Here is a 12,589-nt window from a genome sequence, read left to right as displayed (position 1 = left end):
TCAGTAGTCCTCATACCAGCTGCGTCCGTCCTGGGTAATCATGGCAATGGATGCCACCGGCCCCCAGGAACCCGCCGGATAGCGCCGCGGTAACTCATTGCGCTCTTTCCAGGCCGAAATCAGGTTGTCACACCAGCGCCACGCATGTTCCACCTCATCACGACGCACGAAGAGATATTGCTGCCCTTTCATCACTTCCAGCAGCAGACGCTCATAGGCATCCGGAATACGTGCCTTGGGGAAGGCGCTGTTGAAATCGAGAGCCAGTGGTCCTCGACGCAGGCGCATACCCTTGTCCAGGCCGCTGTCCTTGGTCAGCACTTCGAGGCTGATGCCCTCTTCCGGCTGCAGGCGAATGATCAGCTTGTTCGCGGCCAGGGCCCGTTGATCCGGGTCGAAGATATAGTGCGGTTGCTGACGGAAATGAATGACGATCTGGGAGAGTTTCTCCGGCATGCGCTTGCCGGTACGCAGATAGAAAGGCACACCCGCCCAGCGCCAGTTCGACACACCGGTCTTCATGGCAACGAAGGTTTCGGTATGGCTGGAGATATTGGCCCCTTCCTCGTCCAGGTACCCCGGCACACTGACGCCATCGCTGGTGCCAGCCGTGTACTGACCACGCACCACATCACGCCCCAGCATGTCATCGGTAAACGGCTTGAGCGCCTTGAGCACCTTGACCTTCTCGTCACGGATCGCATCGGCATCCAGATTGGCCGGTGGATCCATGGCAATCAGACAGACCAGCTGCAGCAGGTGGTTCTGGACCATGTCGCGCAACTGACCGGCTTCATCGAAGTATCCCCAGCGCCCTTCGATACCCACCTTCTCCGCCACGGTAATCTCCACATGGGAGATATGATTCTGGTTCCACTGGGTTCCGAACAGCGGATTGGCAAAACGCAGAGCAATCAGGTTCTGAACCGTTTCCTTGCCCAGGTAGTGGTCGATGCGATAGACCCTGGACTCGGGGAATACTTCACCGATGGCATCATTGATGACATTCGATGATTCCAGGTCATAACCAATGGGCTTCTCCACCACCACGCGGCTATCTTCATCGAGGCTGCCGCTGGCCTGGAGATGGCGACAGATATCGCCGTAGATATTGGCACCCACTGCCAGGTACACCACCAGCGGGCGCTCTTGGGTCGCCGTCTGGCACCATTCACGAATGGCGCCATAGCCTTCGGCCACCTTGAAATCCACAGTGATGAACGACAGACGATCGAGGAAGCGCGTCATGGCCTGCTCGTCGAGCTCCTTGGCCTTGACGTACTTGTTCAGGCTGGCTTCGACCTTGTCACGGAACTCCTCAAGGCTGATCTCCTGGCGAGCCAACCCCAGCAAGCGAGTGTCCTCGTGCAACAAGCCCTCCCGATCAAGCTGATAAAGCGCGGGGAACAGCTTGCGCTGGGACAGGTCTCCCAGTGCCCCGAACAACGCTAGATCGACATCGGTGCGCTCGGCGTCACCGGATCGGGTGTGTCGTGTCATAACCGTCCTCGTATGCAGGTAGGGAGAAAGTGCACTAGCCTATCAATTCCCTAAGTTTACCAAAAAATAGTGGAAAATTGACGTCTAACGCAACCGATATTTTGTAAACTTACACAAAAATCTTTCCTTACGCGCTTATCCATTGGACGTAGAGCGCCAGGGCGCTACGATACCTCACAATGCGTAGTTAAATTACTACGTCAAACAGCTACTCCAAGCTAACTACGACAAGCCCAATTTTACTTCAGAGAGTTGCCTCTACTATGGTCCGTCACGACCTTATCAACCGCATTCGCGACAGACTCGATGAGCTCAACCGCTCGGAGCGCAAGGTCGCCGATGTCATCCTGGCTGACCCTTCTTCTGCCACCGGTATGAGTATTGCCAGTTTGGCTCAGGCAGCGTCAGTCAGCGAGCCTACCGTCAACCGTTTCTGCCGTAACTTCGACGCCAAGGGCTATCCCGACTTCAAGATCCAATTGGCCCAGAGCCTGGCCGGGGGCACGCCTTATGTCAGTCAGGCTGTCGAACCCAACGACAGTGCCGAGGCCTATACCGGAAAGATCTTCGGCGCCACCATCGCAGCTCTGGACCTGGCTCGCCGCGAAGTGTCTCCGAAGCGTATCGACCGTGTGGTGGATTATCTGATCCAGGCCAAGCAGATCCATTTCTTCGGCCTTGGCGCCTCCGGAGCCGTCGCCCAGGATGCGCAGCACAAGTTCTTCCGCTTCAATCTTCCCGTCACGGCTTACATCGACGTATTGATGCAACGCATGGTCGCTTCGGCCTGCCATACCGGTGATGTGATCGTCATTCTCTCGTACACCGGTCGCACTCGTGAACTGGTTGACATTGCGGCCCTGGCCAGGGAAAACGGCGCGGTGGTGCTGGGCATCACGGCTCCTGGCTCCCCATTGTCCCTGCAATGCACCGAAGTGCTCGAGATCAGCGCGCCAGAGGACACAGACCACTACATGCCAATGACGTCACGCATGGTACAGCTGGCATTGATCGATGTACTGGCCACCGGTGTGACCCTAAGACGGGGAGAAGACTTCCTGCATCATCTCAAGAAGATCAAGGATAGTCTCAGGGATACTCGCTACCCCCTCGGCGACTGAGATGGGCCCGATACTTATCCTGCTAGAATGCAGGATAAAGCTGTCAATCCGATGACGCCCAGCATACTCGGGAATGCCCTGAATAAGTCGACAAGCATGCTCAAGTGGCTATGTTCGTTCCCGACGAACCATCGCACTTCCCACATCCATGTGGGTCGCAAGGCGCCCGGAGCGCAGACTCGTAGCGCAGACATTTATTCAGACATTCCTCGGGGCTTGCCAGCTGGTAACCGAAACACAACAATAGGCGCCGTACCACTCAGCGCCTATTGCTGTATGGGCCGTTTGCGCCCTCTACACTTAAACATCATCTTCCATTCAAGGTCCGTACCCATGCGTCTTGCCTTCGCGCCCCTTGGTCTATTGCTCCTGGCTGGGCTCTTTTCGCCCTCCATCCTCGCTGATACTTTCCGTTTTACGGCCATCCCTGATGAAGATGAGTCTCGTCTGGTCGAGCGTTTTTCCAAGGTGGCGGACTATCTGGAAGAGAAGCTTGGGGTCGAAGTGGAGTACGTTCCGGTCAAGTCCTACGGCGCGGCCGTCACGGCATTCCGCAACGATCAAGTGCAACTGGCATGGTTCGGAGGCTTGTCAGGCGTTCAGGCCCGACGCCTGGTGCCCGACTCCCAGGCCATCGCCCAGGGCGTCGAGGATGCCGCTTTCAAGACCTATTTCATTGCCCATGAAAGCACGGGCCTGGAAGCCGGCGATACGCTTCCCGATGATATTCAGGACATGACCTTCACCTTTGGCGCCAAGACATCTACTTCTGGCCGCCTGATGCCTGACTACTATCTGCGCGAGCGTTTTGCCGAAGCTCCAGAAAAGATTTTTTCACGCGTAGGTTTCTCCGGTGACCATTCGCGTACCCTGGCTCTGGTAGAGGCCGGCACCTACGACATTGGTGCACTCAACTATGCCGTCTGGGATGCCGCGATACGAGATGGCCTCGTCGATACCAGTAAAGTGCATGTGATCTGGGAGACTCCCACCTATCCGGATTACCAGTGGACGCTACGTGGTGATGCCGACGAGCACTATGGCGATGGCTTCAGCGAACAGGTACGTCAGGCGCTGCTCGACATGGACGACCCGGAACTGCTCGAGAGCTTCCCTCGCTCTGGTTTCATCCCAGCCGACAACTCGATGTACGCTCCCATCGAGGACGTGGCCGAGAGCCTCGGCCTGCTACGCTGATGTCCCATGTGCCGCCCCTGGCCGTATTCGACGGCGAAAACCTGGGCCATGGTGACCATGTGGTGTTGTCAGAGGTACACCTGACATTTCACCCAGGTGAACGTATTGCCTTGCTCGGCGCCAGCGGGGCTGGAAAGTCCACACTGCTTTCCGCCTTGCGCCAACGGCTGGGCAAGCAGGCCGCCTGGTGCCCGCAGCATCATGGCCTGGTACCAGAGCTGGCCACCTATCACAACATTTATATGGGACGCCTGGAGCAACATTCAGGCCTGGCCAACCTGTGGAACCTGCTACGTCCCCTTGCGGCCCCTTGGCAGGACGTTGCCACTCTGTGTCAATTGCTCGGCCTCGAGGGCCTGATGAAACGTCCGGTCGGCCAGCTCTCCGGAGGCCAGCGGCAACGTGTTGCCATTGGTCGAGCCCTGTATCAGCAACGTAGCGTATTTCTTGGCGACGAACCCGTCGCCAGTGTCGACCCGCACCAGGCGGTGGAACTGTTGCAAGTTATTCACGAACGCCATCAGGGATGCGTCATCGCCTTGCATCAGCATCGCTTGGCCCTCACGCACTTCGACCGCGTCTGGGGGCTGGACAAGGGACGGGTCGTCCTCGATGCCCCCAGCTCTGAATTGAGCCTGGATACATTGGATGCTCTCTATCCCAGTGCGGGTGTTGCCACGAAGACCGCGATGGACATCGAACAGGCGGCCCTTTGGCCGCAGGATTCTCTTCCCTGCCCCAGAGGCCAGGTATAAGCATGGCGGCAACACCAACTTCCGAGCTGGCCCTTCAGGACCACCGACCGCGCCTTCTGGGTGGCCATTCGCCAGGTATGCGCCTGGCACGCCATACCTTGACCTTGATCGCACTGGCATTACTGGTGTTGCCCTTTGCCGACTTGCATGTCCTCAGCCGTGACCCCTGGGGCGAATTGGGGCGAATTGCTCAAGGCCTGGTACTACCGCATTTCAGCAGCGTAGAATCCCCGCTCTCCGCCATCGGCCTGACCGTGGCAGTAGCACTGTGGGGAACACTGGCAGGCATGGTGATGGGGTTTCCTCTGGCATTGGTGTTCTCCCGGTCACGCTGCGTTCGCGCAGGCTGCGCCTTCGTCCGTGCAATACATGAGCTGTTCTGGGCACTGCTGTTCCTGCAAGTATTCGGACTTTCCGCACTGACAGCCTTGGCGGCCCTGGCGATTCCCTATGCCGGCATCTTCGCCAAAGTCTATGCAGAAATTCTCGAACAGACTCCCACAGCGGCTCGAGATGCCCTCCCCGAGGGAACCGGGCGCCTGTCGCGCTTCGTCTATACGGAACTGCCATTGGCCTTCGCCCAACTGGCTGCCTATACCCGCTATCGTTTTGAGTGCGCCCTTCGATCTAGCGTATTGCTGGGCTTTGTCGGTCTACCGACACTCGGTTATCAACTCGAAAGCGCCTTTCGCGAGGGTCGTTATTTCGAAGCAGGCGCCGTCATGTGGTTGTTCTATCTCCTGATTGCCAGCTTGCCGTGGTGGGCGCATCGCCGTCTTGTCCCCTTGCTGGCCCTGAGCAGCCTGTTTCTGCTTGGCCCTTGGCCGGACATCGACGCCAGCCTGGTATGGCGTTTCGTCAGCCAGGACATCTGGCCCCAGCCACTGCTTGCAGGGGATATCAGTGGATTAATCGACTGGCTGCGTGACATCCCGAAACTACTGCCGGTCATCGCCAATACCCTGCTGCTGGGACTACTTGGTAGCGTGGGAGCCTTGCTGGTAGCACTGGCGCTTTGGCCTCTTGCATCTCACCATTTCGGCAACCGCTTGACCCAGGCCGCCGGCAAGGGACTGTTGATCTTCCTGCGCTCCACTCCCGAGCTGATGCTGGCCTTCGTCTTCCTGCTGCTGCTCGGCCCTTCCCTGCTACCGGCATGGTTGGCTCTGGCCCTGCACAACGGAGCCCTGATCGCCTTTCTGGTAGCACGCCACGCGGATAATCTGAAACTGGATATGGACGGACTCCCGGCCAGCGGCAAGCTAGGCTACCAGTTGCTGCCACGGGTATATCCGGGCATGTTGGCCCTGCTCTATTACCGTGCTGAAGTCATTCTGCGTGAAAGCGCCATCCTTGGAATGCTGGGGATAGCGACCCTGGGCTATGTCATCGACGATTATTTTCAGACATTGATGTTCGACGTCGCCTTTCTGTTACTGCTGATCACGGCAGGACTGAACATTCTCGTCGATGCGGGAGCTCGGCGCTTACGCCCTAGGGGCATCCAGCCGTCTTGATGCCAGACTCGCCATCCACCGATTCATGAGAAACGATGAGAATAACGCCGAACGGGTATCCCGTTCGGCGTTATGCGTGTAGCTATCATGAAAGCTTGTGCAGCAGTGTCGGCCAGGAATTAGACGGCTGCTGTTACAGTGATTTCGACGCGCAACTCATCAGCAGGCATCGGTGCACATACACAGGTACGTGCCGGTGCATGACCAGCCGGAACCCAGGCATCCCAAACGTCATTCATGGCGGCAAAGTCGGCCCCATCCTTGAGATAGATGGTCGCCGACAGCAGATGTTCGCGGTCACTGCCCACTTCCTTCAGCAAAGCATCGACGCGCTCCAGCATGCTCTTGGTCTGGGCGGTAATATCGCCATTGCGGGCTTCAGGGCCAGCCACCTGACCACACAGATAAGCCACTCCTTGATGAATGACGGCACGGCTCATGCGGGCCTGAGTGTCATGACGCTGAATCATTGCGACCTCCTGAAAAGTTCTATTTTCCGAAAAAAACCAAAAACAAAGGCCAGGTCACTAACAACCTGCCTCACACTGACAATAGACACCAGTATATCGTCACCTTCTAGCAGTCATTACCTTACTTTTCGGTCATTTCTTCTGTTTTTCCTGCAAACCGCTGTAAGGATTGCACACTTTTCCTCGACGCAATAACGACGGTGAACGCCAAGCCGTCAGACCAATTCCAAGCATAAGGAAAGAACCATGAAGCATTCTGTAATGATCGCTGCCGTATTGACCACCGCCCTGGCCGCCGCCGCTACCACTGCCCAGGCCAGCGAAGACGAGGCCAAGATGGAAAAGTGTTATGGCGTTTCACTGGCCGGTCAGAACGACTGCAAAGCTGGCCCAGGTACCACCTGTGCAGGCACTTCCACCGTGGATTATCAGGGCAATGCCTGGACCTATGTTCCGGAAGGTACCTGCACCAGCATCGAAACACCCAACGGGCATGGCAGTCTGGACCCTATCGAATCCTGATTGATACCCGTCATATACCACGATGCCGGACAGCATCCGGTGTCGTGGTCATGAAGGATACTCGGGAAAACGTCATTGCTCATGGATATCGCCATGCTCTCATCCCGCTCAATTCACCCCATGCATCAGCCATCAGGTTCCGTGCTCGGAAAAGGTGCCATTGGCATAGGATTGAAATACCAACATACCGAAGCGTTGCTGGAACGAGCCTTGCAAGCTGACGGACACCCTGGTTCGGCGCCTGACTTTCTCGAACTCCACGCAGAAAACTATATGAATGCAGGTGGCCCCGTTCAGGACCAGCTTGCAGAACTGGCCCGTCACTACCCACTTTCCGTGCATGGTGTCGGCCTGTCATTGGGTAGTGCTGAAGAAATCGACAGTTTCCATCTCGAACGACTCAATACACTGGTCGAAAACCTGTCTCCAGCCCTGGTCTCCGAACATCTGGCCTGGAGCCGCCTGAGGGGACAAAGCTATAACGACCTGTTACCTGTCCCTCTCATCCAGGAATCCCTGGATATCATGTGCGCCAATGTTGACCGCGTACAACAACGCCTGGGGCGGCAAATTCTGGTAGAAAACCCCAGTCTCTATATCCACCTGGATATCAATACCTTCAGCGAAACCGACTTCTTGAATCTAATGGTCGAACGTACGGGCTGCGGCTTGCTGTTCGACGTCAACAATGCCTTTATCAGCGCCTCCAACATGGGACGCGACTTACCTGCCTATCTAAACGAAATCCCCTGGCATGCCGTAGGTGAATGGCACCTGGCCGGACATAGCCTTGACACCCAAGCCAACCCTCCCCTGTGCATCGACGATCACGGCAGCCCAGTCAAAGATGAAGTCTGGCAGCTATACCAGCACGCCATTCATCAACGCCCGGAACTACCGACGTTGATTGAATGGGATAACAACGTACCCAGCCTGGAACGCTGGATGGAAGAAGTTACCTTGGCGCATCACCACCGTCACAGGGTATTCAGTACAGCAGGAGCCTTGTCATGAGCATGCTTCTCGACTGGCAGCAACGCTTCATTGCCGCCATGCGCACCTCCGAACGGGCAGATGCCGACCTGGGACAGGACAACGGACTGAAGGTCTATCGCAACAACATCCGCCATAGCCTGGTCGAAGCGCTGGAAATCGCCTTTCCTCATACGAGAACGTTGCTCGGTGAGCGCTTTTTTTCTGCCCTGGCCAACGACTATGTGACGATTGATCCTCCACGAGACCCGCGCCTCAATCGCTATGGCGAGGGTCTCATCAATCGCCTCGACTACCATCCTGCACTGGAAAATTTTCGTTTTGTCGCGGACATCTGCCGTCTGGAACGAGCCCGACTGGACGTCAGCCATGCCGGCGAAGCCATCAGTTTCGATGCACTGCAGTTGTCGCAGCACAAGAACCTCGACGAGCTGTATGTATTGCCGCACCCTGCCAGCCGCTGCGTCCGCTGCCGACACGATGTAGTGGAGATATGGGATGCCATGGAACAAGGGGAGAAAGCCACAGCCCTTGGCCCCAATGGTCCAGGATACTGGATGGTGATACGTCGACAACGCAAGGTCAGCTTCCATCGCATCAATGACAACAGCGCCTTGCTGTACGGCATCCTGAGCATGGCGTTACCCCTCGGCGCCACACTGGAAATGCTGTCTGACCCTTCTGACATGGGCCCTGAAGCATTGGGACTGGCTCTTGGCGAGCTACTGGGCCTGGGTGCCTTGGCATATGCACCTGATTACCCCACCTCATCCTTGAAAGACTCAGGAGCCCTTTTATGAACCCAGTTCTCCGAATACTGGATACCTATTACGGCAGTCTGGTGCCCTGGCTCAACCAGCGCTCTCTCGATATCGTGCTGCTACTGATGCGGATCGTGGTTGGCAGTGTCTTCTTCATGTCCGCCCTGACCAAGGTCGATGGTTTTGCCTTGGCCGACAGCACGATCTTTCTCTTCCGGCACGAATACGACCTGCCTCTCATTCCCCCTGCATTGGCAGCCTACCTGGCCACCTTTGCCGAACTTTCCCTTTCGCTGCTGCTGTGGTCAGGCCTGGCCACGCGATTGGCAGCCCTGGGGTTGTTCATCATGACACTGGTGATAGAAATCTTCGTCTATCCCGAAGCCTGGGTGACACATGGCTTATGGGCAGCCTGCCTGTTGACCCTGCTTCTTCGCGGCCCTGGAAAAGTCTCCCTGGATTGCCTGATCCAGCACCTGTATCGACCGCGTCAGCACCTGGAGAAGTAAGCTGTGCGCAGGCAGATCACCTGATCTCCCTGCGCGCCGGCATACAGGTCAGGATCGCAACGAGGCTGAAAGAGGAGTGGGAGGCGACGGCCATGCGGCATCATCATTCAAAGACCACTTGGATGATTCAGGCAGTTTCATTCCGCCCCATAAGGCCAGCAGGGAGATCGCGATCAAATAGAACGCCGGCGACAGCTGAAGCCCTGTTATATCAATCAGCCATGTCGCCACCAGTGGTGCCGTACCACCAAAAATCGTGTAAGCCACGTTGTAGCACAGTGCCGATGCGGTATAGCGCACCCGTGTCGGAAACTGTTCAGACAATAATACTGCCGTGACCACACCACAGATCACTGCTCCCACGGCCATCATGGAAGCTCCCAGCATGGCACTCCATAGCTCTCCCTTCCCTGCCAGGATATAGGCGGGAAATACAGCGAAGATCAAGCTCAGACAGGCGGTCAGTATTGTCTTGCGACGCCCCACCCAGTCGGCATAACGCCCGATGATCGGGCAAAGTACTGCAGCGAAAATCAGAGCACCCAGACTGGCCATCAAGGCGACGCTACGCGATGCACCGCCAACGACCTGCATGTATGTCGCGAAATAGGTAGTAAACATGTAGAACGACAGCGCCGTCGCAGAGATGAACGCACTCAGGCATACCAGTGTCGACCCATGCTGGCTGAGCGTTTCTTTCAGTGGTGCATGGGGTGCTTCCGGCTCTGCCTTCAAGGCCTGAAAAGCAGGCGACTCATCAAGCTTCAGGCGCATGTACAGGCCAACCAGACCCAGCGGAGCAGCCACGAGAAACGGAACTCGCCAGCCCCAGCTCTGCAAGGTGTCTTCCGACATGACAAGACCAACGACATACGCCAATGTTGCCGCCGTGGCAAAGGCAAGGAATGTGGAAACCGGTACAAAGCTTCCATAGCGCGCTTTCCGTTCACGAGGCGCATGCTCCATGACAAAGGCACAGGCTCCGGCATATTCCCCTCCCGCCGAGAATCCCTGCAGACAACGCGCCAGCGCCAACAGCAGAGGCGCAAAAAGGCCAATACTGGTATAGGTCGGCAGGAGCCCTATCAAAGTGGTGGATCCGGCCATCAACAGCACCGTGACCGACAATACACGCTTGCGCCCGATCCGGTCTCCGAGCATGCCGAAGAAGATCCCCCCCAGAGGCCTGAGTGCAAAGGAAACGGCGAAGACAGCAAAGGTCTGCAGTAGTGCCAGAGTGGGATTACCTGGAGGAAAGAAGTGCTGGGCAATGATAACGGCAAGAAAGCCATATATGGCAAAGTCAAACCACTCGACAAAGTTGCCAATGGCAGAGGCTGCTATCACCTTGCGCAGCGTTGCAATACTGACATTATCTGAGCTCAGCTCAGACGTGGCAGGAGATACGGACATCGCAGTACTCCATTCTAGGATGAACGATACGTTGTTATTGATATATCGTTATTGATATATCGTTATTGATATATCGTTATTGATACATCGCTGTTGGTGCGGTGTTGTGGAATAGCACCCTTCATGGTGACGGCACTTGCCATTCAATGACGTTCAGATCCCGACAGTATCTTGTCTCTTTGCTACCCTTTCTCGCGCCTTGACTGTCCTGTTTCCTGTATGAATAACCATCGCCCTCCCCCATAAACAACACCGCCGCTCCGAAGAGCGGCGGTGTTGTTTATGGAATGGTAATGCATGTCCCTATACGGCAGGACATCATCCATCATGACATGGCATCAGTTGCTTGATTTCTCCAGGGAAGCAGCCTCATCGCGCGCAGGAACCAGCAATGATCCGACCACTGCAATGGCCGTATTGACGAGCAGGCCAACCACCCCTGCATGCACTCCATACACCTTACCGATACCCGCCAGGGCCATGCCTCCTGCCAGCAAGGCACCGATCAACATGCCGTAGAACACTGGCTGGCTGTGCATACGCTTCCAGTACAGTCCGATGATGAAAGCAGGAGCAATCTGAATCAGCAATTCAAACTTGAGGACGAAGATATTCACCAGCAACGTTGGCGGGTTCCAGGCAAGAATCAACAGGCCCCCAACCGCCACCAGGCCACAGATCTTGCCTACCATCAGCGCCCGCTGCTCACTGGCCTCGGGGCGAATATGACGCCTGTAGATATCATTGGAAATGATCGATGAGAACGACAGCAGCACCGAATCCGCAGTGGAGACGATGGCTGCCACCACACCACCGAACAACAGAATCATCATCACGTAGAAAAACGGATTGATGGCCGCGACATCGTTGGCAATACGCCCGACGAGTTGCTCGGACTGAGTATCGGAGAGGCCAGGGTAAAGCTGGATGCCGATGATTCCGACTACGAAGATCACCGCCGTCGTGACTAGCGGCATCCATGCCATGCGAGCCAGGGAACGTCGCAGGGTCTGAGTATTCTCGGCCGCGTAGATGCGTTGGATAGCATGGGGATAGACAGCTGCTCCAATGCCGACCAGCACCAGAATCGAGATCCAGCTGACAGAACTCTCCAGCGGTGGCACAGCAGCCTTGTCGGGTTGCTCCGCGACCACATAGGTAAAGGCATCGCCCAGATGACCACCGATCAGGTACAAACCACCTGCAACCAGTACCGCCACCCCAAGCAGCAAGGCAATGCCCTGCATGACATCGGTGAAGGCCACCGCGCGCATACCTCCCATCCAGGAGTAGGCCAACATCACGAATACGAAGCCCAGCATCGCAACCTGATAGGGCACCGTCCCACCCGTGAGTCCGGAGATGCCGTGGCCCATTGCCACCAGTTGCTCAAGCAGGTAGTTACCAAGCCCCCACAGCATGAGCAGAGCGGAAAGCAGGGTGATGGCCGGCGAACCGAAACGGTAACGCAGCCAATCGGTAGGAGTCAGAAACTGCTGTCGCTTGGCAATGTTATGCAGACGCGGTGCAAAGAGCATATAGCCAGCGATGATGATGGTCATGAACATCACCGACTGCCACCAGGCAAAACCCATGCGGTAGGCGGCAGGTGCATAGCCAACGATGTTGTTACCACTGTATTGGGTGGCATACAGGGTAAAGAACAGCACCACGATACCCAGGTGGCGGCCTGCAAGATAATAGCTCTGCATGTCTTCGCGCACACCAGGGCGGCTGTAGCTCACCCAGAAACCAATACCCAGCATCATCACGGCATAGGCAATCAATACGAGGATGCCGGGAGTGCCGGCAAAAGTTAACTCTTGCACCT

The 12,589-nt window shown here is 56.5% G+C and carries 12 protein-coding genes; 8 read left to right on the top strand and 4 right to left on the bottom strand.

Annotation, left to right across the window (positions count from 1 at the left end; genetic code table 11):
- Positions 1-1,500 (bottom strand): glucose-6-phosphate dehydrogenase, encoded by a 1,500-nt coding sequence (zwf, locus tag E4T21_RS04040; RefSeq protein ID WP_149283736.1) that lies wholly within the window; start codon positions 1,498-1,500, stop codon positions 1-3.
- Between the two features lie 263 nt (positions 1,501-1,763).
- Between zwf and E4T21_RS04035 the strand changes: the two genes are divergently transcribed.
- The 4 genes from E4T21_RS04035 (at position 1,764) to E4T21_RS04020 (ending at position 6,090) form a co-directional block, all read left to right on the top strand.
- Positions 1,764-2,621: a MurR/RpiR family transcriptional regulator gene (locus E4T21_RS04035; RefSeq protein ID WP_149283734.1), complete on the top strand. Its 858-nt coding sequence runs from the start codon at positions 1,764-1,766 to the stop codon at positions 2,619-2,621.
- Positions 2,622-2,954: 333 nt separating this feature from the next.
- The gene (locus E4T21_RS04030; RefSeq protein ID WP_149283732.1) at positions 2,955-3,818 is read left to right on the top strand and encodes a putative selenate ABC transporter substrate-binding protein; all 864 of its coding nucleotides are present in this window, start codon (positions 2,955-2,957) and stop codon (positions 3,816-3,818) included.
- A complete protein-coding gene (locus E4T21_RS04025; RefSeq protein WP_149283730.1) occupies positions 3,818-4,573 on the top strand; it encodes an ATP-binding cassette domain-containing protein in 756 nt (251 codons plus the stop codon). Before E4T21_RS04030 ends, E4T21_RS04025 begins: the two co-directional genes overlap by 1 nt.
- A gap of 2 nt (positions 4,574-4,575) precedes the next feature.
- On the top strand, positions 4,576-6,090 hold the full coding sequence (locus E4T21_RS04020; RefSeq protein WP_149283729.1) for a PhnE/PtxC family ABC transporter permease: 1,515 nt from the start codon (positions 4,576-4,578) through the stop codon (positions 6,088-6,090).
- Between the two features lie 119 nt (positions 6,091-6,209).
- On the opposite strand, the gene E4T21_RS04015 is transcribed toward E4T21_RS04020, so the two are convergent.
- A complete protein-coding gene (locus E4T21_RS04015) occupies positions 6,210-6,560 on the bottom strand; it encodes a RidA family protein (protein WP_149283727.1) in 351 nt (116 codons plus the stop codon).
- 246 nt (positions 6,561-6,806) lie between these two features.
- Here E4T21_RS04015 and E4T21_RS04010 point away from each other — a divergent pair, with 246 nt between their 5' ends.
- The 4 genes from E4T21_RS04010 (at position 6,807) to E4T21_RS03995 (ending at position 9,345) form a co-directional block, all read left to right on the top strand.
- A complete protein-coding gene (locus E4T21_RS04010; RefSeq protein ID WP_149283725.1) occupies positions 6,807-7,082 on the top strand; it encodes a BufA1 family periplasmic bufferin-type metallophore in 276 nt (91 codons plus the stop codon).
- 93 nt (positions 7,083-7,175) lie between these two features.
- Positions 7,176-8,096, top strand: coding sequence for an MNIO family bufferin maturase (gene bufB / locus E4T21_RS04005; protein WP_240349281.1), 921 nt, complete (start codon positions 7,176-7,178; stop codon positions 8,094-8,096).
- A complete protein-coding gene (locus E4T21_RS04000; protein WP_149283723.1) occupies positions 8,093-8,875 on the top strand; it encodes an HvfC/BufC N-terminal domain-containing protein in 783 nt (260 codons plus the stop codon). Before bufB ends, E4T21_RS04000 begins: the two co-directional genes overlap by 4 nt.
- The gene (locus E4T21_RS03995; protein ID WP_149283721.1) at positions 8,872-9,345 is read left to right on the top strand and encodes a DoxX family protein; all 474 of its coding nucleotides are present in this window, start codon (positions 8,872-8,874) and stop codon (positions 9,343-9,345) included. The genes E4T21_RS04000 and E4T21_RS03995 overlap by 4 nt, the downstream gene beginning before the upstream one ends.
- Positions 9,346-9,393: 48 nt before the next feature.
- Here the strand turns inward: E4T21_RS03995 and E4T21_RS03990 are convergent, their stop codons facing one another.
- Both E4T21_RS03990 and E4T21_RS03985 read right to left on the bottom strand, forming a co-directional pair.
- The gene (locus E4T21_RS03990; RefSeq protein ID WP_149283719.1) at positions 9,394-10,758 is read right to left on the bottom strand and encodes an MFS transporter; all 1,365 of its coding nucleotides are present in this window, start codon (positions 10,756-10,758) and stop codon (positions 9,394-9,396) included.
- 338 nt (positions 10,759-11,096) lie between these two features.
- Positions 11,097-12,587, bottom strand: coding sequence for a sodium:solute symporter family protein (locus tag E4T21_RS03985; RefSeq protein WP_149283717.1), 1,491 nt, complete (start codon positions 12,585-12,587; stop codon positions 11,097-11,099).
- Between the last annotated feature and the right edge of the window lie 2 nt (positions 12,588-12,589).

Source organism: Halomonas binhaiensis, assembly GCF_008329985.2.
Lineage (GTDB): Bacteria > Pseudomonadota > Gammaproteobacteria > Pseudomonadales > Halomonadaceae > Halomonas > Halomonas binhaiensis.
The sequence above is the reverse complement of the archived record's forward strand: the minus strand, read 5'-3'. Positions and strand labels throughout refer to the sequence as shown.

Bases quoted from the DNA above. Each gene is read 5' to 3' on its own strand.
- zwf (WP_149283736.1), bottom strand. From the start codon at position 1,500: ATGACACGACACACCCGATCCGGTGACGCCGAGCGCACCGATGTCGAT.
- E4T21_RS04035 (WP_149283734.1), top strand. From the start codon at position 1,764: ATGGTCCGTCACGACCTTATCAACCGCATTCGCGACAGACTCGATGAG.
- E4T21_RS04030 (WP_149283732.1), top strand. From the start codon at position 2,955: ATGCGTCTTGCCTTCGCGCCCCTTGGTCTATTGCTCCTGGCTGGGCTC.
- E4T21_RS04025 (WP_149283730.1), top strand. From the start codon at position 3,818: ATGTCCCATGTGCCGCCCCTGGCCGTATTCGACGGCGAAAACCTGGGC.
- E4T21_RS04020 (WP_149283729.1), top strand. From the start codon at position 4,576: ATGGCGGCAACACCAACTTCCGAGCTGGCCCTTCAGGACCACCGACCG.
- E4T21_RS04015 (WP_149283727.1), bottom strand. From the start codon at position 6,560: ATGATTCAGCGTCATGACACTCAGGCCCGCATGAGCCGTGCCGTCATT.
- E4T21_RS04010 (WP_149283725.1), top strand. From the start codon at position 6,807: ATGAAGCATTCTGTAATGATCGCTGCCGTATTGACCACCGCCCTGGCC.
- bufB (WP_240349281.1), top strand. From the start codon at position 7,176: ATGCTCTCATCCCGCTCAATTCACCCCATGCATCAGCCATCAGGTTCC.
- E4T21_RS04000 (WP_149283723.1), top strand. From the start codon at position 8,093: ATGAGCATGCTTCTCGACTGGCAGCAACGCTTCATTGCCGCCATGCGC.
- E4T21_RS03995 (WP_149283721.1), top strand. From the start codon at position 8,872: ATGAACCCAGTTCTCCGAATACTGGATACCTATTACGGCAGTCTGGTG.
- E4T21_RS03990 (WP_149283719.1), bottom strand. From the start codon at position 10,758: ATGTCCGTATCTCCTGCCACGTCTGAGCTGAGCTCAGATAATGTCAGT.